Origin of the sequence: Zhaonella formicivorans, assembly GCF_004353525.1 — a bacterium.
In the GTDB taxonomy this organism is placed as follows: domain Bacteria; phylum Bacillota; class DUOV01; order DUOV01; family Zhaonellaceae; genus Zhaonella; species Zhaonella formicivorans.
In genome coordinates this window covers 1,996,309-2,016,322 of record NZ_CP085524.1, presented here as the reverse complement: position 1 = coordinate 2,016,322, position 20,014 = coordinate 1,996,309, and the positions used below count along the sequence as shown (strand labels likewise).

15 protein-coding genes, 1 pseudogene and 1 riboswitch are annotated in these 20,014 nt (G+C 44.9%); of the genes and pseudogenes, 12 read left to right on the top strand and 4 right to left on the bottom strand.

From position 1 onward, the window contains the following. Nucleotides 1-315: 315 nt before the first annotated feature. Nucleotides 316-1,098: an MBL fold metallo-hydrolase gene (locus EYS13_RS09930; protein ID WP_227762176.1), complete on the top strand. Its 783-nt coding sequence runs from the start codon at nt 316-318 to the stop codon at nt 1,096-1,098. 10 nt (nt 1,099-1,108) lie between these two features. Here the strand turns inward: EYS13_RS09930 and EYS13_RS09925 are convergent, their stop codons facing one another. Genes EYS13_RS09925 through EYS13_RS09910 form a run of 4 tightly spaced genes read right to left on the bottom strand, consistent with a single transcriptional unit; the run spans nt 1,109 to nt 4,096 of the window. Continuing rightward, entirely contained in the window at nt 1,109-1,540 is a 432-nt protein-coding gene (locus EYS13_RS09925) for a Fur family transcriptional regulator (protein WP_227762174.1), read from the bottom strand. Nucleotides 1,541-1,542: 2 nt separating this feature from the next. Further along, nucleotides 1,543-2,382 (bottom strand): metal ABC transporter permease, encoded by an 840-nt coding sequence (locus tag EYS13_RS09920; RefSeq protein ID WP_227762171.1) that lies wholly within the window; start codon nt 2,380-2,382, stop codon nt 1,543-1,545. A gap of 19 nt (nt 2,383-2,401) precedes the next feature. Then, complete coding sequence (locus EYS13_RS09915; RefSeq protein WP_227762168.1) at nt 2,402-3,091, bottom strand: metal ABC transporter ATP-binding protein; 690 nt, start codon at nt 3,089-3,091, stop codon at nt 2,402-2,404. 15 nt (nt 3,092-3,106) lie between these two features. Continuing rightward, nucleotides 3,107-4,096: a metal ABC transporter substrate-binding protein gene (locus EYS13_RS09910; protein ID WP_227762167.1), complete on the bottom strand. Its 990-nt coding sequence runs from the start codon at nt 4,094-4,096 to the stop codon at nt 3,107-3,109. Between the two features lie 212 nt (nt 4,097-4,308). On the opposite strand from EYS13_RS09910, the pseudogene EYS13_RS16540 reads away from it, so the two are divergent. The 11 genes and pseudogenes from EYS13_RS16540 to EYS13_RS09855 form a co-directional block, all read left to right on the top strand. Continuing rightward, a pseudogene (locus EYS13_RS16540) lies at nt 4,309-4,596 on the top strand (DUF134 domain-containing protein); the annotation flags it as partial. Nucleotides 4,597-4,970: 374 nt separating this feature from the next. Continuing rightward, nucleotides 4,971-6,626: a hydroxylamine reductase gene (hcp, locus tag EYS13_RS09900; RefSeq protein ID WP_227767877.1), complete on the top strand. Its 1,656-nt coding sequence runs from the start codon at nt 4,971-4,973 to the stop codon at nt 6,624-6,626. 107 nt (nt 6,627-6,733) lie between these two features. Further along, a riboswitch (cobalamin riboswitch) is annotated at nt 6,734-7,013 on the top strand. 351 nt (nt 7,014-7,364) lie between these two features. Further along, a complete protein-coding gene (locus EYS13_RS09895) occupies nt 7,365-7,562 on the top strand; it encodes a hypothetical protein (protein WP_227762165.1) in 198 nt (65 codons plus the stop codon). A gap of 26 nt (nt 7,563-7,588) precedes the next feature. After that, nucleotides 7,589-9,040 (top strand): stalk domain-containing protein, encoded by a 1,452-nt coding sequence (locus EYS13_RS09890; RefSeq protein ID WP_227762164.1) that lies wholly within the window; start codon nt 7,589-7,591, stop codon nt 9,038-9,040. A gap of 106 nt (nt 9,041-9,146) precedes the next feature. Then, nucleotides 9,147-10,190 (top strand): FecCD family ABC transporter permease, encoded by a 1,044-nt coding sequence (locus EYS13_RS09885; protein WP_227762163.1) that lies wholly within the window; start codon nt 9,147-9,149, stop codon nt 10,188-10,190. Beyond that, nucleotides 10,187-11,416 (top strand): ABC transporter ATP-binding protein, encoded by a 1,230-nt coding sequence (locus EYS13_RS09880; protein ID WP_227762161.1) that lies wholly within the window; start codon nt 10,187-10,189, stop codon nt 11,414-11,416. Before EYS13_RS09885 ends, EYS13_RS09880 begins: the two co-directional genes overlap by 4 nt. After that, a complete protein-coding gene (locus EYS13_RS09875; RefSeq protein ID WP_227767875.1) occupies nt 11,416-12,537 on the top strand; it encodes an adenosylcobinamide amidohydrolase in 1,122 nt (373 codons plus the stop codon). The genes EYS13_RS09880 and EYS13_RS09875 overlap by 1 nt, the downstream gene beginning before the upstream one ends. Then, nucleotides 12,530-16,282, top strand: a complete 3,753-nt coding sequence (gene cobN / locus EYS13_RS09870; RefSeq protein WP_227762160.1) for a cobaltochelatase subunit CobN — start codon at nt 12,530-12,532, stop codon at nt 16,280-16,282. Before EYS13_RS09875 ends, cobN begins: the two co-directional genes overlap by 8 nt. A gap of 101 nt (nt 16,283-16,383) precedes the next feature. Beyond that, a complete protein-coding gene (locus EYS13_RS09865) occupies nt 16,384-17,433 on the top strand; it encodes a magnesium chelatase ATPase subunit I (protein WP_227762157.1) in 1,050 nt (349 codons plus the stop codon). Next, the gene (locus EYS13_RS09860; RefSeq protein WP_227762155.1) at nt 17,433-19,364 is read left to right on the top strand and encodes a magnesium chelatase subunit D family protein; all 1,932 of its coding nucleotides are present in this window, start codon (nt 17,433-17,435) and stop codon (nt 19,362-19,364) included. Before EYS13_RS09865 ends, EYS13_RS09860 begins: the two co-directional genes overlap by 1 nt. A 42-nt stretch (nt 19,365-19,406) precedes the next feature. Then, nucleotides 19,407-20,000, top strand: coding sequence for a cob(I)yrinic acid a,c-diamide adenosyltransferase (locus EYS13_RS09855; protein WP_227762154.1), 594 nt, complete (start codon nt 19,407-19,409; stop codon nt 19,998-20,000). Nucleotides 20,001-20,014: the final 14 nt, after the last annotated feature.

Genomic DNA, 20,014 nt, shown 5'->3' with positions numbered 1-20,014 from the left:
CCGAGCCCCCTCCGGCAATGAAAAAGTGTAGTTTAAAAAATAATTTGCTGCATTTATTGCCAATATGCCTCTTTTTTATTGCATTGGAAAGCATAAAACAATTAGGTACAGAACAGGACATTTTTTACAAACCTGTAAGGGAAATTCAAAAATTTATTGTGTGATGTTTATACTTTCCCATTGTCATTTTGGCAAGAGGGGAAATAGCAGAAATTGGATTAACGCTGTGAGAAGCAAAACAGAGTGGGGGTGTTTTAAATTAGCCATCTTACTATTACCGTATTATCGGAAAATTCTGTTGAGAAACGGGGGCTGGTGGCCGAGCATGGTCTGGCGATTCACATTGCTCGGGAGGGAAGGAATCTATTATTTGACACGGGGCAAGGTTTAGCTTTGAGAAGTAATTCCAATGCACTGAAGATTGATTTGGCCAACCTTGACGCGTTAATTTTGAGCCATGGGCATGACGATCATACCGGAGGGTTGGGCGAGTTTTTTAGGCTGCGCCAAAACCGGCACCTTTCAATTTTTGCTCACCCTGATATTTTTACTCCAAAATTTAGAATTGCACCTGGTACAAAACCTGTTGAGATTGGTTTACGATGGACTAAAGAGGAGTTGGAAAAGCTGGGGGCGGTTTTTCAGCTTTCTGCTAAGCCCAGGGAAATCTACCCGGGTATTTGGCTTACAGGGGAAATACCCCGAAAAAATAATTTCGAAACAATTGATCCGGGTCTTTATACTGTAACTGAAGCGGGAATGGTTCCTGACCTTTTATTGGACGATCAAGCATTGGTAATAGTAGAACCGGCAGGGTTAGTTATTATACTTGGTTGCGCCCACTCAGGTTTAATCAATACCATCGAACATGCACAAAAAATAACAGGGGTAACAGCCATTGACACTGTAATTGGCGGTACCCATTTATTGCGGGCTACGGCTGAGCAAATGGAGGCTACTGTTTGGCATTTAAAACGTATAGGAGTAAAAAGGTTGGGTGTATCCCATTGTACCGGTTTTGAGGCGGCGGCACGTTTTAAACGAGCGTTGGGAGAAGGTTTTTTTCTTAATAATGTCGGCAGTCGGGTTGTAATTTAAAGATGCTGTATTATTTTTTTTGACATTTTTCGCAGTAACCGTAAATTTCCAGTTTATGCTCAAGAGGTAAGAAATTCGTATTCGATTTAATTATTTTTTTTACGTCTTCAAAAGGGCAGTAACTCAAGATTTCGGTTCTATGGCACGATTTGCAGATGAGATGGTGGGTATGTTTACCCTCATCAAAAAGCTTGAATTTGGCTCCGTCGGGAAAAGCAATTTTTTCGGTGATTTTATTCCTGCAGAGGACTTCCAGGTTGCGGTAAACTGTGGAGTAATTCATTTTAATGTTTTGTTCCCTTAATCTGTCATAAATTTCAGCGACACTCAAAAGGCAACTGCAGTCAGACAGGACCTCTAAAATGGCCATGCGGGCCGGGGTTACTTTTTCACCTTTTTTTCTTAACAGCTCTGATATTTTATCCGGGTTATCTGTTTTCATGGTTACACCTCATTTCTGTTAAACACTTGGCCCGACCGGTGATCAGTAAGTTTTTTTGTGCCTAGAATTAACAGTAAAGCTGTCACCAGTACCATTACAATGGCTCCTCCGGGCGCCAAGTTATAGTAAAATGATAAAATAAGCCCTATGAATATGGAAACCAGGCTGATAATGTTAGCAATTATTATAGTTGAAATAAAGCTTTTGCTGATGAGCATGCTTCCGGCAACGGGCAGGACCAGCAAAGAAGAAACCAGGAGAGCGCCGATGATGCGCATGCTGATAGCCACAATGCATGAAGTTGCCACCAGGAGCGTGTAGTTCAAAAGGCTGCAGTTAATGCCTGCCATTTTGGCTCCTTCTTCATCGAATGTCAGGTAGAACAGCTGAGAATAATACTTTATAACCAGAATAAGGACAACTGTTCCCAGGAGCCAGACGGCCTGTAAGTCCTTGCTGCTTAAAGCGACAATGCTGCCGAAGAGCAGGCTTTGGATGCTTGTATCAGTGCTCTTGACAATATTGAATAAAATTACTGCCAGCCCTAAACCTGCTGAGGTCAAAACGGCCAAGGCGATTTCGTTGTAAGATTTAAAAGAGGAACGCAGTTTTTCCATCCCCAAAGCAGTAACCAGGGAAGCAACAAGAGCTGCGATGATGGGATTGGTTTTTAAGAGAAAGCCTATCAGTACCCCCGGCAAAGAAACATGGGCCAAGGTTTCACCGATCATGGAAAGCCGTTTTAAAACGAGAAAAACACCTATGGTTGGACAGACTATGCCGATCATGGTTCCTGCCAGAAAGGCCCTCTGCATGAATGCATAAGATAATATCTCCGGCAAAACTCACCACTCCCTTTGGTCATAAACTTGCTGCGTGGTTAAAGTTACTGATGTCAACTTCAGTCAATTTCCCTTGGGCTATTTTGATCAGCCGGGATGCTTTGGTTAAAACGTGCGGGTCGTGGGTGACCATAACAATGCAAATCTTCAATTCTTGGTTTAAAAATTCAAGCAGCCCGCTGAGTTTTTGTTGGGAAGCAAGGTCCAAATTGGCAGTAGGTTCATCCAAAAGCAGAATTTCCGGATTATTGATCAGAGAGCGGGCAATGAGAGCGCGCTGCAGCTCACCGCCCGAAAGCTCTCCGATCTTCCTCTTTTTTTTGTCTGCCAGGTCAACCAGTTCCAGCGCTTCATGTATTTTTAATACTTTATACTGCTTTGTATATTTTTGTGGGATAAGCCCTAATCCCACAATTTCCTGCACTGTGGCCGGAAAGCCGGGATTGAAAAAAGAGGTTTTTTGCGGCACATATCCTACTTTGTGCCAATCTTTAAACTGCAGGTTATTTTGTCCGAAAATTTCAATGTTTCCTATCTGAGGTTTATAAATGCCCAGGATCAGCTTCAGCAGTGTTGTCTTGGCAGAGCCGTTAGGCCCTGTAATGGCCAGAAAATCACCCTTGTTAATACTTAAATTGATACTTTGCAGGATAAATGGCATACCGGGGTAGGAAAAAGAAATATTGTTTATTTTTACGATAACATCCATAAGATTCACCCCGTATTAATCCGACAAAGCTTTTTTTAGGTTATCCAGGTTTTGCCGCATCAGAGAAAAGTAATCCTCTCCGTCAGCCAATTGTCCTTGAGTTATGTTGTCTAAGGTGTTTATTTGCAAAGTACCGGCTCCGATTTCCGCGGCTATAATTTGGGAAACTTTAGGGTCAACCATAGTCTCGAAAAAGATATAAGTTATGTTATGGTTTTTCGCAAGCTCGATGATTTCTTTGATCTTCGCTGGCGAAGGTTCAGCTTCAGCAGTCAAGCCCCTGATGGGGATTTGCACCAGGCCGTATTCCCTGGCCAGGTATCCCAGTGCCTCGTGGGCAACTACAATTTCCCTTTTCTTAGTTTTATTCAGGACAGTTGTAAATTCTGCGTGGAGCTCGTCAAGCTCCCTGGCAAACTGCTCATAGTTCGCCAGGAAATAATCCGCATTGGCGGGGTCAGCTTTTTGCAAGGCTTCCAAAATAGCCTGCCCCTGTATTTTGGCATTCAGGGGACTCAGCCAGATGTGGGGGTCTATATCGTGCCTGTGCTCTCCTTCGCTCCCGTCCACTCTATGTATTTTTCCTTCATGCTCTTCCTCTTCATGCTGTTCTTCATGGTTCTCTTTAAACGCAATCAGATTGACTTTGCTGCTGGTATCGACCATCATAACTTGGCTGCCGTCCAGCGCTTGTTTAATCTTATCAATCCAGGGCTCCATACCCGCTCCGTTATAAATCAGCACGGCAGCTTTGCTAAGTTCGGCCAGTGTTTTTGCCGAAAGTTCAAAATGGTGGGGTTCAACCCCCGGAGGTATGATTTGAATTACTTCCACCCTGCTGCCGCCTATTTTTTTAGTAAAGTCATAAATTGGATAGATGGTAGTATAAATTACCGGTTTGTTTCTTTGGGCTATTTTTTCAGAATCAGTGTCGACCGACTTTTGAGTACAGCCTGCTGTGAGAAGGGTAATAAAAAAGATTAGCAGTACCGCCTTTTTTATCATTTCAAAGTCTGCCTCCCAAACGCAAATGATTTGCAATTGCATATTTATTATATCTAGTATTGCCCTTTTTAGCAATAAAATTAACCTTTTGGCTTAAAAATCATTATGTTGGCTTTTGAGGTATAAAGCTTTTGGTTAATTGACTGTATTTTGGAAAAAGGCTATAATTGTCTTACGTATTTACGGACAAATGACCGAAATGAGTGATGAAAATGCCAAGGCCGATGAAATGTCGTAGAGTTGAACATGAACCTGAATATACATGCTTTAAACCGGCAGGGGTACCTCAGCGGGACTTGGACGAAGTTATCCTGACTGTGGAAGAACTGGAAGCGATCAGGCTAAAGGATATGGAAAACCTGGAGCAGGAAGATTGTGCTGAACGCATGCAGGTTTCAAGGCCCACTTTTGTCAGAATTCTTAATTCGGCAAGGGCGAAGATTGCCGATGCGTTGCTGAGAGGAAAAATGCTTAAAGTTGAAGGCGGAAATTACCGCCTGGCTACTAGTTGGCTGCGCTGCAAGGCCTGCGCTTATGAATTTGAAATACCCTTAAGCAGATTGCAACAAGTCGAAAAAGCAGTTTGCCCCAGGTGCCAGGGTCAAGAGCTAGAGGAGCAGAACTGCAGGAAACAAGGGCATAATCACAAGCACAGGAGATGCAGGCGAGGGTGGCAAAGTGAATATAAAGAACACTAAAAATTTCAGGCAGGGAGCCTGAAATTTTTTTATATAAATTGTGATGGATATCACATACCCAAAAATAGAACTGCTGTAAAATGCAAACGAAATATTTCTCCGGATGTTCCTCTTTAGCGAAAAATTTAGGGATATCCAATAAATTTGTTCAGGAAAAGGAGAGATCTGAATTGAGCATGTTTTGTTATCAGTGTGAGGAGACAGCTAAAGGTACTGGCTGTACACTTGCCGGTGTGTGCGGCAAAAATGAGGAAGTGGCTGCGCTCCAGGACTTGCTGGTATTCCAGCTGAAGGGTATCAGCATATATGCCGATGAAGCGCGTAAACTTGGTGCAAAGACCGGGGAAGCCGATTTGTTTGTTACTGAAGGGCTGTTCACCACGGTAACCAATGTGAATTTCGACCCGGAAAGAATTGAAAAGCTGATCCGGCGTAGCGCAGAAGTTAAAGCCGCAACAAAGGAGATCTACGAAAAAACATATACAGAGAAAAAGGGCAGCAGTGCTCCGGCCATCGAGAATATCGCGGCCCGCTGGGAGCCTGAAGGCGCTTTAGATGCCTTGATTGCCAAAGGCAGAGAGGTGGGTGTCAAAAGCCGGGTTTTTGGCCCTGAAAGCGAAGATACCCAAGCGTTGAAAGAATTAATTACATATGGTTTAAAGGGTATGGCTGCCTATGCTGACCATGCTCGTATCCTCGGGTATGATGACACAGAAATCTACGGTTTTATGCACGAGGCACTGGCAGCGCTGACAACACAAAAAAGCGTTGAGGAGCTGGTGGGCCTGGCCTTGAAGGTGGGAGAAGTCAACCTCAAAGTTATGGAGCTTTTGGATAAAGCCCATAATGAGACTTTTGGCAGCCCTGAGCCTACAGCGGTATTTACCGGCGTAAAAAAAGGACCGGCTATTTTGGTCAGCGGGCACGACCTGAAGGATCTCTATAAACTGCTGCAGCAGACCGAAGGGAAAGGCATTAACATTTATACCCACGGAGAAATGCTGCCTGCCCATGCCTATCCGGAATTGAAGAAATTCCCCCACCTGGTCGGCAACTACGGAGGGGCATGGCAGGACCAGCAGAAAGAATTTGCCGAATTCCCCGGGGCTATCTTGATGACCACTAACTGCATCCAGAAGCCGCGGGACAGCTACAAGGACAATATTTTTACAACCGGGCTGGTGGCATGGCCCGGAGTTAAACACATCGGCGCGGATAAAGACTTTACCCCTGTAATCGAAAGGGCTTTGGAACTGGGCGGATTCCCTGAAGACGCAGACGGGAAAAAAATATTGACCGGCTTTGCCCACAATGCGGTGCTGAATGTTGCTGACAAAGTGATTGAAGCAGTAAAATCAGGCAAGATCCGCCACTTCTTCCTGATTGCGGGCTGTGACGGCCATGAGCCCGGGCGCAGTTACTATACAGAATTGGCCAAGCAAGTTCCCGATGATTGCGTGATCCTCACGTTGGCCTGCGGTAAGTACCGCTTTAACAAGTTGGAATTCGGCACTATCGGGGAACTGCCCAGGCTCTTAGATGTGGGTCAGTGCAATGACGCCTATTCGGCAATCAAGATTGCTGTTGCTCTGGCCAATGCCTTTAACTGCGGCGTCAACGACCTGCCGCTCTCCCTGGTGCTTTCCTGGTACGAGCAAAAAGCGGTGGGCATTCTGCTTACGCTGTTGCACCTGGGCATCAAGGGCATTCGTCTTGGGCCCAAATTACCTGCCTTCGTATCGCCGAATGTACTGCAGGTACTGGTGAACAACTTCGACATTAAGCCCATCAGTTCCGTGGAAGAAGACTTAAAAGCTATCCTGGGAGAATAAGTAAGAGAATTCAAAGCCTGTTTTCAGACCGGTTTGTGCTTTAAAAAAGGGTATTGCAAAAAATTACTGCGATGGATATAATAACCTCAGAAATATTTTGTGGATAAGAGCATATTTTGCAGACAAGTGGTACTTCATCAGGAAGTACAAAAAGGGAAGCTGGTGAAAATCCAGCGCGGTCCCGCCACTGTAAAGGGGAGCCGTCCTGCGTTATGCCACTGTCCGGGCCTTAACCTCGTATAAACTATACGGTTAGCCATCTCTAATGTTTTATGCATGGCAGTATTGGGTTAACCGGTTAATTGTAGCGGGTTGAGTGCGGATGGGAAGGTGTAGGACAAGGCTGTGAACCTAAGCCAGGAAACCTGCTTGTTGAGTATTGCCATTTGTACCTACGGTTGATAGGTAGCATGGTATGATCAATTTGCAAGGTCAGTATGCCCTTTTTGTACCCTTGGTGCAAAAAGGGCTTTTTATTTAAAACTAAACACAAGATCAGGTGTTTTGCCCCGAGGGGCAAAGCTTAAATGGATCATAACTGTGAAGGGTAGCAGTGTCTAAAATATGAATTTCCAACTTAGGCCTGTGATGATCCCCAAGCAAGTTAACAGCCGACTCACATCACGTTTGGAGGTGATAGTTAGGCTGTTTATTTTTTTTAGTGATCATATACTGCTGGTGCTGTGACAGCAGCATGGAGGTCTAAATAAATAGTTGAAAGGAGTTTGCAGATCAGGTATGGCAGGCTGGCAGGAAGCAAAATTTTGGCAGGCGAGATTAAATCTCTTGGAAAAAGAGCGCGAGATCTTACTGGGTAAATGGTTTACCGTTAATGGCAGCGAGAAAGCAAGGCTCTTGGTTAAAATAATGGACATCGAAGAGCAGCTGGAACTTGACAAGAGAGACAATGGGAAAATAGGTTCACTCCAGCGTTAAAAAATAACAGGGGGTTTGTGTCCGACATGAGGTCAATTAAGTTTTACATCAGCTGTTTGCTGTTAGGCATTGTATTTGCTTTTCTTTCCGCCGGTCCAGCAGGTGCTGCCCAGGTTAAAGTGCTGGTGGACGGCAAGGATGTAGCGTTGGATGTCCGGCCGGTAATTGAAAATGGCCGCACCTTAGTGCCTTTACGGGGAATCTTTGAAAAAATGGGGGCTACAGTCAACTGGGACAGTAAAACCAAGACTGTAACAGCAGTTAAGGGGAGCAAAAAAATAAAACTGGTTATCGGCAGCAAAGTCGCTACTAAAAACAACGAGACAGTTAAACTTGATGTCCCTGCCGCTGTCCGTAACGGAAACACTTTAGTCCCTTTGCGCTTTGTGAGCGAAGCGTTAGGAGCAAACGTCAGCTTTAACAAGACTGATAAAACCATCTCTGTGGATACAAAAGTGAAAGTAGAATATGCCACAGGCTTCAGCATTGAATATATCGGGGACGGGTGCAAAAAGGTTGTAGACGGTGAAGGAAGGACTCTCCTTTTAGTCCCCCGCGGTAAAAAAGTACCGGATGGTTATAAAGGCGTACCTGTAATCTATACGCCAATTGATAATGTCTTAGCTGCTTCGATAACTCAAGTCAGCTTATTAAGGCCTCTTAATGTGCTCCACAGTATATCCGGCGTTACTGCTGATAAAAACGACTGGTATATAGCTGAGATTAAAAAGGGGCTGGAGAAAGGCTCTATAAAATTTGTAGGCGGTAGTAATATGGGTGAGCCTGATTACGAAAAAGTACAAGCATTAAATCCGCAAATTGTCTTTGCCTATACCGGGGCTTACGGCCAGCAAAAAATGATTAATAAGTTGAGTGAATTGGGGATTAAATATGCCATTGATAATGAATATTTAGAAGAGCATCCGCTGGGAAGGATGGAATGGATAAAATTTTTAGGGGCCTTTTATAACAAAGAAGCTGAAGCCACTGCTTATTTCAATAATGCGGTAAAAGCTGTAAACGCTTTAAGCACAAAAATACCAAAAGGGACCAAACCAAAGGTATTATGGGGGTCAATTTATAAAGGGGAGGTCCATGTCCCCAACGGTGGTTCTTATGTGGCCAAAATGATTGAAATGGCCGGGGGAGATTATGTCTTTAAGGATTTAAGCCCGAATAAAGGGTCAAGCTCAAAGATCAGCATTGAAGAGTTCTATGCCAAAGGCATTGATGCAGATATCTTCATCTATTCGTCAACAACTGAGTGGACCGGTTCCGTACAGGATATTATCAAAAAAGCCCCTGTCCTGGCCGAACTGAACAGCATCAAAAAGGGAAATGTCTGGTGCTTTCAGCCCTGGTATTACCAAGTACTGGATAAAACCCATGAAACTATCCAAGACCTGGCTGTGATTTTCCACCCTTCGGCTTTCAAAGGCTATTCCGTAAAGCATTATGATAAAGTTCCGATGAAATAGGTTTAATTTGAAATGGCGTGGTGGTGTTGTAACCGGGTAAAGCTGACTGAAGTACCATCACGCCTTAAGACTATTTATAGCTGAAGCCGGAGGTGAAATCTAAATCGTGGAATTTATTAAAGGGCGTGGAACCAGATATTTCTTTTTATTTGTTCTATTATTGGCAGTCCTGCTCTGCTCATTTTTACTAAATATTAGTCTGGGCTCTGTAAAAATAAGTTTTGCCGAAGTCACTAAAATAATCCTGCATAAGTTTATCCTTCTGCAAGATGCCGGCGGCGCAGTCAATGAAGCTGTTGTTTGGAAGATACGTTTGCCCCGGGCTATAGCAACTGTTTTAGGGGGGGCTGCTCTAGCCGTATCAGGGCTCTTGCTGCAGATATTTTTCCGAAATCCTATTGTTGGACCGTATGTGTTGGGCATATCTTCCGGGGCCACTTTATTTGTGGGGTTAGTGGTATTGGCTGGTTTGACATTTGGTTTTGGAGTCGGGTCTCCATTTTTACTGTTTGGAGCAGCTTTTTTGGGCTCATTAATTGTAATGGCCCTGGTACTGGTGATTGCCAACAAGGTTAAGAGCGTTGTAACCCTGCTGGTAATTGGACTGATGGTAGGCTATTTATGCAGCGCTGTTACCAGTTTGCTTATGGCCTTTGCCCAAAAAGAGCAGCTCCATGGGTTTGTGATGTGGACCTTAGGGAGCTTTGCGGGTTTTACCTGGAAACAGGTTTTTGTTGTAGCCGTTATTGGGATTCCCTGTCTATTGGGTACTTTATTAATTTGTAAACCTTTAAATGCCCTCTTGTTAAGTGAGGATTATGCCAAAAGTATGGGCGTTAGCATTAAGACCTTCCGCGTTGTAATCGTTGTACTCTCCAGCCTCCTGGCAGGCCTGATCACGGCCTTTGCCGGTCCGGTAGCTTTCATTGGCCAGGCCGGTCCCCATATATCCAGGCTATTATTTGGGACTTCTGACAACCGGCTGTTAATACCGGGTACCGTTTTACTAGGGGCTATTATTACTTCGCTGTGCGACCTGGCAGCCAGGATGCTCTATAACCCCGTAGAACTGCCTATCAGTGCTGTAACTTCCTTTTTTGGCGCTCCAATAGTAATTTATTTGATACTGAAAAGGAGGACCCTAATGTGAACATATTAAAAACTCAAGAGCTGGCAGTAGGTTATGGCAGCAAGACAGTTGTTGACGGGATCAACTTGGAAGCGTTAAAGGGGCAGTTGATCTGTCTGTTGGGCCCTAATGGTTCCGGAAAATCAACTATTTTAAGGTCGCTGTCCGGCCTTTTGGCACCGGTGCATGGGACTATCTACCTGAAAGGACGACTGCTGCCGCAGTTAAAACTTAATGAGCTGGCCAAAACACTGGCTGTAGTCTTAACGGAACGTATTTCACCGGGATTGATGACTGTTTTTGAAATTGCCGCCATGGGCAGATACCCTTATACAGGTTTTTTTGGCCGCTTGTCGGAAAGTGACATTAATAAAACCTGGGAAGCATTGCGGTTAGTCAATGCTGAGAACATTGCCGAGAGATACTTTAATGAGTTGAGTGACGGAGAAAGGCAAAAGGCGCTGCTGGCCAGGGCTTTAGTGCAAGAACCTGAGCTGATTGTGCTAGATGAGCCTACCACCCATCTGGATGTGCGCCATCGAATTGAAATCCTGTCTATTTTAAGCAGGCTTGCTAAAGAAAAAAGGATCACAGTCATCCTATCCCTGCATGAAGTGGATTTGGCATTAAAAAGCTGCGAGACAGTGATTCTGGTGAAAAACGGTAAAATCTTAGCTGTTGGCCCTCCGGAAGATGTTATAAAAGAAGAAACTATAACTGAGCTTTACGATATCAGCTGTGCTCATTTTAATGACTTTTTAGGCACTATGGAACTTTTAAACAACAGCAGCGCCTCTGTTTTTGTAATAGCAGGGGCCGGCAGCGGCACCCGTCTCTACCGGATGCTGACAAAACACGGGTATGGCATTTACACCGGGGTTATTCACGAAAATGATGTGGATTACCACGTAGCACAGGCAATTGGGGCTGTGATCACCAGTGAAAAATCGTTTGAAGAGATCAGCCATCAGGCTTTTTCCGAGGCTGAAAAGTTCATCCAGGAAGCCCGGCAAATTGTTGATGCGGGTTTCCCGGTGGGACTGCTCAACAGGCGCAACCGTGATTTAATTATTCATGCACTGCAGTCAGGGAAAACAGTATATACCCTGCGGGACAAAAAAGAAGGCGAGAGCTTGTACGGCCATCATGCCCAGCAGTTGGTTTATTGTGAATGCATAGCCTCGGTTATTGAACATCTTTCCCATGCCCATTTGGAGCAAAGGTTGGTGAGGAGGAATTTAGCTTGATGTTGTTGGAAACTGCAGCCGGAGACCAGGTCCACCGTTATAGCAAATCCATAGTTATCTGCTTTAAGGGGAAAAGAAATGTGCTCAGCACTTCCCCGTTAAACGGGGGGTATAGAGAGGATTTAACCGCTGTCTTTAACCATGACTGTAATCCCGGAGCAGGTATGGCTTGCAAGTTAAGGGCTCCTACATATGCAGAACATATGGCGCTGATTGCGCAGGAGTTGGGACTCGATCCGGAGCATGCGGCAGGAATTGGCACTGCGGCATCTATGGATAATGCAGCTATTAAGGTAGAGACTTACAAAGGTCTTACGGTTACAGCCATTGTTACCGGAGGAGTGGAAGTAAACGGCGGCAGAGCCGGAGATCCGGCTTCATTTGATGAGATGGACGGTGTGATACATACTAAACACGGCACTATCAATATTATCTTAGAAATCAATGCCAAGCTTAATGGGGCTACTCTCGCCCGGGCGTTAGTCACTTGTACGGAAGCCAAAACTGCTGCCCTTCAGGAACTGATGGCCGGAAGCAATTACTCGACGGGAATAGCTACAGGCTCGGGTACAGACGGGACCATAATGATCAGCAACGCCGATTCCCCAATTACTCTGACTAATGCCGGAAAGCATTCTAAACTTGGTGAATTAATCGGCAGAGCTGTAAAAAGCGCTGTCAAGGAGGCCCTCTTCAAACAGACGGGACTTGGGCCGGAATATCAACACAGCTTGCTCAGAAGGTTTAAACGTTATGGTTTAAATGAAGAAATGTTATGGCAAAAGTATCTGCAAATGACAGAAAACGTAAGAATGGATAAACCTCTTTTTATTCATCATCTCCATATTTTAGACAGGCAGGATACACTGGTTACTTTCAGTTCCCTTTATATCCATCTTCTGGACCAGCTGGAATGGCAGTTACTAAACCGGGAGGAAGTTATGGAAGCTGCCGCAGTGATTTTAGCAAATATCCAAACGAAGTTAGGCTTAAAAGAAGATTGTTTTAAATTTCCTCTGTTGCCTAATGAACGGTTATCTGAGCAGTTAATTGATCTGTTCGCGCAAGTAATAGCCCGGGCAGCGGGAGGTTTGGAACGGGAGGCTGAGATAAATGTATAAAATTTTGTTTATTTTCAGCGGTCATGATGCTTCATATTTTTTACAGGAAGCAGGGCAGTTACTGAATGCAAAATATCCCGGACATTTTAAGCTGGACTTTCTTGATCCATTTGAAATAGATGAAAATCCGGAAGAATATGCCAAATCTCTGCAGTTGGGAGAAGAAAGCGACTTCATCTTTCTCAGCATCCATAGCGGCCTTGGCTATTTTAAAAAATTCAGCTCCTTTTTTGAAAGGTTCAGCGGAAGAAAGAAGATTTTTATTTGGACCGGCATTGAAGAAGAAGTAGCAGCAATTATGGATAAAACAGGCATAAGCGCTGCCGATTATTACAATATTTATAAGTATTATGCCATGGGCGGCAGCCAAAACGCTTTGAATATGATTTTATGGTTGGCTTCCCGGTTTACAGGGCTGAAATACCCCTTTGCAGATCCGGAAGCCCCTAGGTGGGAAGGGATTTACGATCCCCAAAAACAGATAACCGACGAAGAAAGTTATTTAAAAGGAATAACCCAAAATTACCGGCCCGTAATAGGGGTACTTTTCCACGCCAATAAAATTCAGGAAAATAACCTGTTACACATTAATTGTGTGATTAAAAAAATTAAAGAACAGGGTGCCTTGCCCCTTGCGGTCTATACTGCAGTGACTAAAGATGACTGGCTGGGGAAAAAAGGGATTAAATGGGCGCTTGACAACTACTTCATGCGGGATGGCAGGCCTATTGTAGATGCAGTGATTAATACTACAGGCTATTCCTTAAGTGTTTTAGCCAACCCGGGTGACGGTACCAAGGTTATTGAAGAGAGTATATTGGAAAAGTTAGGCGTACCGGTCCTGCAGGCAATGACTACATACTTTACGCTGGAACAGTGGGAAAAGTCGGCCAGGGGACTGGACATGATGACATTAAGCAGCAGTGTTTACCACCCTGAATTTGACGGTCAGATCATTTCGGTACCAATTGCCTACAGTGATGTGGTAAAGGATCAGGTGGGCAAAAAACGCATTTTCAGGCCTATTGAAGAAAGAGTTGAAAAGGTTGTTAAATTGGCTGTCAACTGGGCTAGGCTGAGACATATTCCAAACGATGAGAAAAAAGTGGCAATCATTTTCCATAATATGCCGCCCAGGACTGACATGATCGGCTGCGCTTACGGCTTAGACAGTCCGGCTGCTGTTTACAATATCGTAGAAGCGCTGAAAAGGATTGGCATCAAAACCGATTATGCTTTTGCCGATGGCGCCGAAATAATCCAGAGAATAATTAACGGTGTTACTAATGATACCCGGTGGCTGCCGCCGGAACAGATGCTGGAAAGAAGTGTGGCTGTCATTGCAGGGGCAGATTATAGAAAATGGTTGGCAAAATTTGGGGAGGCTGTCCAGCGCAAAATGGTGGCTGATTGGGGAGAACCGCCGGGAGAATTTATGGCCTTTGGGGACCGTCTGGCAGTGCCGGGGATAATTAACGGCAACATCTTTATCGGTTTACAGCCGCCCAGGGCCTTTGAAGAACAGGCAGAAGCCTGCTACCACAGTACGGATTTAGTTTGCCCCCATCATTACCTGGCTTATTACAAATGGATTAAATATGTCTTTAAGGCAGATGTGATTATCCATATTGGCACCCATGGTACTTTGGAGTGGCTGCCTGGCAAAGAAATAGGTCTGTCCAAAGATTGTTATCCGGATTTGGCGATTGATGACATCCCTCATCTCTACCCTTATATTATCAACGTGCCTGGAGAAGGTATCCAGGCTAAAAGAAGATCCTATGCGGTCATACTGGACCATTTAATGCCTTCTATGGTGGAAAGTGATACATATGATGAGCTGGCAGCCATAGATGATCTAGTTAAGGAGTACTATCATTCCCAGAAGGCAAATCCGGGTAAACTGCCGCATTTACGGACCAAAATATGGGAATTGGCTGCAAAAATGAATTTACACCTGGATTTGCAGCTTTCGGAACAAGAAGCCTGCGCAGATTTTCAGAAGTTTATTGAAGAACTCCACAATTGGGTCAGTAAAATCAAGTCTTCTTTAATTAAAGACGGCCTGCATGTCTACGGCGAAGTTCCTGCAGGGACCAGGTTGAAAAATATGCTGCGGGCCTTGGTCAGGTTAAGAAACGGAGAAGTCCCTTCTTTGCCGGAAGCTGTGGCGGCGGCTCAGGGTTATGATTATGAACGGCTCCAAAACGACCCTACCTATGTTTGGGCAGACGGGCGGACCGGTCTTATGCTCTTAGATGAAATAAATGAACTGGGCAGGCAATTACTGGATGAACTGCATACCGGGGGATATCAGGAAGGCCTGATCTGCGAAGCTATTGAAAAAGTCTTTGGGGCGGACAGTGCTGACACCGGTAAATTAACAGCTTGCCTGCAGTTTATCTGCAACGAATTGCTACCCAGATTGGAAGCGACTGCCGATGAACTAAAGTATGTAGTAAAAGGGGTCAACGGGGAATTTGTTACCCCGGGGCCATCAGGTTGTCCTACCCGGGGAAAGGCCAGGATTTTACCCACCGGCCGGAATTTTTATTCCATTGACCCTGCGGCAGTGCCCACCCGAGCTTCCTGGGAAGTTGGCAAAAAATTAGGCGATAACCTGCTGCAGAGGTATTTGCAAGAAGAGGGGCGCTATCCTGAAAGCGTAGCCATTGTAGTTTATGCCGGGGAAACTATGAAGACCTGCGGTGATGATATAGCGGAAATCCTATATCTAATGGGGGTCAGACCCAAATGGCTGGGAAGCACCGACCGGGTTATCGGGCTGGAAGTTATTCCATTAGAAGAATTGAAGAGGCCCCGTATTGATGTAACGCTGAGGATCAGTGGAGTTTTCAGGGATACTTTTCCCAATTTAATCGCCCTTGTAGAGGATGCAGTAACCCTTGTGGCCGGGCTGGAGGAAGATTTGGAGTTTAATTTTGTACGTAAACATATTTTAAACGAAGCGGAGGAACTGGTACAACAAGGAATAAACCAGGCCGATGCTTTAGAGCAAGCCTCCCTGCGAATTTTTGGCTGCCCTCCGGGGACCTATGGAGCCGGGGTCAGTATCTTGATCTACAGCAAAAAATGGCAGGACGTCAGTGATTTGGGCAATATCTATACTCTCTGGGGAGGCCATGCGTACGGCAGGAAAATTCACGGAGCTAAAAAGCAGGAAGTTTTTGCTAGAAGACTGGCTGCAGCAGATGTTACTGTGAAGAATGAGTCCTCCGTGGAAATTGATATGCTGGACAGTGACGACTTTTTCAATTATCATGGCGGGTTGATTGCGGCAGTCAAGACCCATCGCAAAAAAGCCCCGCGCTCCTACTCTGCGAACACTGCAAACCCGGACCGGACAGAACTTAGGGATGTACATGAAGAAACCGCCAGGATCATGAGGGCAAGGATTCTCAACCCCAAGTGGGTAGGCGGACTGAAAAAGCATGGATTTAAAGGTGCCCAGGAAGTGTCCGCTATGGTGGATATAGTTTTTGGCTGGGATGCTACTGCTGATGTGGTCGAAGACTGGATGTATAACAGGATAACGGAAAACTATGTATTTAACCAGGCTAACCGTCAATGGCTCCAAGAAGTCAACCCCTGGGCTCTTCATAATATTGTAGAGAGATTGCTGGAAGCCGGTAAAAGGGGGATGTGGAATGCCTCTAAGGAAGACTTGGAAAAGCTGCGGCAAATCTATTTAGAGATAGAGGGGGAAGTGGAGGAACACCTCTAGCGCCGCAAAATATCTTAATGAAACTCAATAATCCAGTAAGACATGTGCCACATTTTGGTTTGCTAAGCCGGACTAGATCGCTTGGAGAGGAGACTAAAAAGATGTCTATAAAAAGAACAGTTTATCCATTCTGTGCCATAGTAGGTCAGGATAATATGAAAAAAGCGTTGATCTTAAATGTCATTAACCCGGCATTAGGAGGTGTCCTAATCAGAGGGGAGAAGGGGACGGCAAAATCAACGGCAGTAAGGGCACTGGCCCACCTGCTTCCTGAGATGAACCAGGTAGCAGATTGTATTTTTGGCTGTGACCCTTTGGATAAAAGCAGTATGTGTGAATCGTGTCTTACTAGGACTAAGAACGGAGAAGCATTGCCTGTAGTTGCCAAGAAAATGCAGGTAGTCGAACTGCCGGTAAGCGCCACTGAAGACCGGGTCGTAGGGACGCTGGATATTGAACACGCTATCAAAAAAGGGGAAAAAAAGTTTGAACCTGGTATCCTGGCTAGAGCAAACCGCAACATTTTGTATGTAGACGAAGTAAATTTATTGGACGACCATGTGGTAGACGTGCTGCTGGATGCGGCGGCTATGGGAGTAAATAACATCGAGAGAGAAGGGGTGTCTTATTCCCATCCGGCTAAATTCATCCTGGTAGGCACGATGAACCCGGAAGAGGGAGATTTACGTCCCCAACTATTGGACAGGTTTGGTTTAGCTGTAGATGTCAGGGCTGAAAGCGATACTGAGCAAAGGATTGAAGTAGTGAAACGGAGACTGGAGTATGAAGCAAATCCTGCTGAATTTGCTTCTCAATACAATAAACAACAGGCAGAATTGGCGGCCAGAATCCTGCAGGCCAAGCAAAAACTAAATCAGGTAAAGTTTGGGGAACGGATTTTGGAGTTAGCTGCCAGAATTTCCATTGAAATTGGAGTGGATGGACACAGGGCGGATATTAATATGATTAAAACAGCCCTAACCATGGCTGCTTTTGCAGGCCGTAGCGAGGTGGTCCCTGCTGATGTCCTGGAAGCGGCGGCTTTAGTCCTGCCCCATCGGATGAGAAGAAGGCCGTTCGAAGAGAGTATCCTTGAGTTTTCAAAAGTGGAAGAAATCGTCAAGGAGTACGAAGAAAGGAGTATAGCCTGATGCCGCGGGAATATGTCTTCCCCTTTTCGGCGATTGTAGGACAGGATAGAGTTAAAAAGGCATTGATCCTCAATGCGGTTAATCCTGGGATTGGCGGGGTTTTGATCAGCGGTGAAAAAGGTACGGCCAAATCCACTATGGTCAGGGGGCTTTCTAAATTACTTCCGGGAATGGAGGTGGTTGATTTACCTTTAAATATAACTGAAGACCGGTTAATCGGAACTATTGATCTTGAAAAAGCCATTTCTACCGGCAAAAAATTTTTTGAGCCCGGTATTTTGGCTAAGGCACACAAAAATATCCTATATGTTGATGAAGTCAACTTGCTCAGTGAGCATATTGTTAACAGCCTCCTGGATGTAGCTCAATCAGGGGTAAATATTGTAGAAAGAGAAGGAATTTCTTATGCTCACAAAGCCCAATTCGTACTGGTGGGGACCATGAATCCTGAAGAGGGAATGTTGAGACCCCAATTTTTAGATAGATTTGGCCTTTATGTAGAGGTAAAAGGGGAAGGTGATATAGAGGAAAGAAAAAGAGTTATTTCCAGGCGTATAGAGTACGAGCGCAGCCCGGAAGAGTTTATCCGCCAATATCAAAAAGAAGAAGCTGGGCTGGCACAAAGGATTTGTACTGCCCGTAATGTATTGGAACTGGTAGAGGTAACACATGACATTATTAAGATAGCGGCAGATATTGCCAAACAGGCCAACTGCCAGGGTCACCGGGCTGACTTGGTGCTGGTGGAAACGGCCCGGGCAATTGCCGCTTTGGAGGGACGAAAAAATATCACTATCAAGGACTTAAAAGAAGCAGCGGAACTGGCCCTGCCGCACAGGACACGTCCCCAGCCTCCCCAAAATACGGAAGTACCTGAGGAAACAAAAGAGGAAGAATCTACAAGGGAAGAACAAGAGCGGCAAGAGGAAGAAAACCGGCAGGAACAGGAAGAAGAAGATGGACTGCCGCCACAAGAAGAAACCCGGCAAAGGGATAATGCGCATAATGGTAATGAACCTGAGGAACAATCAGAACCGTTTCCAGACAAAATTGAAGAGAAAAAAAAGGAAGCTCCTTTCCAAGAAGACCGGATAGACGAGCCGGGGGAAATATTCAGTGTAAAACCGATCCAAATTCAACCTTTTGAAAGAAAGGACAGAGAAGGCAGCGGTAAAAGGAGTAAAACAAAAACTTCTTCCCGCCAGGGAAGGTATATCCGCTACCGGATACCCAGTGACAAAGTAACTGATTTGGCTTTTGATGCCACGTTAAGAGCAGCAGCTTTATTTCAAAAAAAGAGAGAAAAAAATGCTCTGGCTATGGCAATTGAGAAGTCCGACTTGCGGGAAAAAGTTAGGGAAAAAAGAATTGGCAATACGTTGCTGTTTGTAGTTGACGCAAGTGGTTCCATGGGTGCAAATCAAAGGATGAGGTCTACAAAAGCAGCTATTTTATCCTTATTAAATGATGCGTATCAAAAAAGAGACATGGTTGGTTTAGTAGCGTTCCGCAAAAACTCGGCTGAAGTTATGTTGGGAATCACCAGGAGCGTGGATTTAGCCAGTAAGAACCTTAGGGAGCTGCCTACCGGCGGTAAGACTCCATTGGCAGCGGGGCTGTTTTTAGGCTATGAAATATTGAAGGCAAGACAAGTAAAAGATCCGGACATGGTGCCGGTATTGATTTTGGTATCCGATTGCAGGGCAAATGTTGCGTTGCACGCGGGTGACCCTGTTGAGGAAGCCAAGGAGTTGGGCAGGATACTAAGGTATGAGGGTATTAATGCGCTGGTGATAGATACTGAGAAAGATTTTATAGAATTGGGCCTGGCCAAAGAGATAGCTGAAGCTATGGGAGCTAAGTATTATAAACTAAACCAACTGGAAGCTTTTGAGATCGAAGGAGTGGTAAGGAACTACTTGGGCACATAAAAACTTTGGAAAAAATTCATTGAAATTAACAGGAGGGAGCAAATGACAGCTAGATTATCTGCCGGTTTGGTTCAGGTTTATACAGGTACAGGAAAGGGAAAAACAACTGCCGCTTTGGGGCTGGCTTACAGGGCTGTCGGCCATGGGTTCAAGGTTTGCTTTATCCAATTTTTGAAGGGAAGCAGTTACTGTGGTGAATTATTTACTTCCCAACGTTTAAAACCAAATATTGATTTCTTCCAGTTTGGCAGAGGCTGCCCCTATTCATCGTTGATACGCAGTGGTTTTATGAAATGTACCGGCTGTGGAGAATGCTTCTATAAAGATACAAAAAATATGGAAGAACACAAAAAGTATGTATTGATGGCTTATGAGTTTGCTAAAGAAGTTTTAAAAAAAGGACAATATGACATTGTAATTCTGGATGAGATAAGCAATGCTTTAAGATATGATTTGCTGACTGTTCCCCAGGCCCTTGAATTAATTGAGGAAAAGCCTGTCCATGTTGAGCTTGTACTTACAGGAAGGGGCTTACCGGCAGAAATTTTGGAGGCAGCAGATTTGGTCTCGGAGATCAACGCTGTTAAGCACCCCTTAAAGAAAGGAATTGCAAGCCGCAGGGGAATAGAATATTAGACGGGTGATTGGGG

What these genes read in the sequence shown, in the direction of transcription:
- EYS13_RS09860 (WP_227762155.1), top strand. Translation starts at nt 17,433, where the DNA reads ATGCCGCGGGAATATGTCTTCCCCTTTTCGGCGATTGTAGGACAGGAT.
- hcp (WP_227767877.1), top strand. Translation starts at nt 4,971, where the DNA reads ATGTTTTGTTATCAGTGTGAGGAGACAGCTAAAGGTACTGGCTGTACA.
- EYS13_RS09910 (WP_227762167.1), bottom strand. Translation starts at nt 4,096, where the DNA reads ATGATAAAAAAGGCGGTACTGCTAATCTTTTTTATTACCCTTCTCACA.
- EYS13_RS09875 (WP_227767875.1), top strand. Translation starts at nt 11,416, where the DNA reads ATGTTGTTGGAAACTGCAGCCGGAGACCAGGTCCACCGTTATAGCAAA.
- cobN (WP_227762160.1), top strand. Translation starts at nt 12,530, where the DNA reads ATGTATAAAATTTTGTTTATTTTCAGCGGTCATGATGCTTCATATTTT.
- EYS13_RS09890 (WP_227762164.1), top strand. Translation starts at nt 7,589, where the DNA reads ATGAGGTCAATTAAGTTTTACATCAGCTGTTTGCTGTTAGGCATTGTA.
- EYS13_RS09865 (WP_227762157.1), top strand. Translation starts at nt 16,384, where the DNA reads ATGTCTATAAAAAGAACAGTTTATCCATTCTGTGCCATAGTAGGTCAG.
- EYS13_RS09855 (WP_227762154.1), top strand. Translation starts at nt 19,407, where the DNA reads ATGACAGCTAGATTATCTGCCGGTTTGGTTCAGGTTTATACAGGTACA.
- EYS13_RS09895 (WP_227762165.1), top strand. Translation starts at nt 7,365, where the DNA reads ATGGCAGGCTGGCAGGAAGCAAAATTTTGGCAGGCGAGATTAAATCTC.
- EYS13_RS09925 (WP_227762174.1), bottom strand. Translation starts at nt 1,540, where the DNA reads ATGAAAACAGATAACCCGGATAAAATATCAGAGCTGTTAAGAAAAAAA.
- EYS13_RS09915 (WP_227762168.1), bottom strand. Translation starts at nt 3,091, where the DNA reads ATGGATGTTATCGTAAAAATAAACAATATTTCTTTTTCCTACCCCGGT.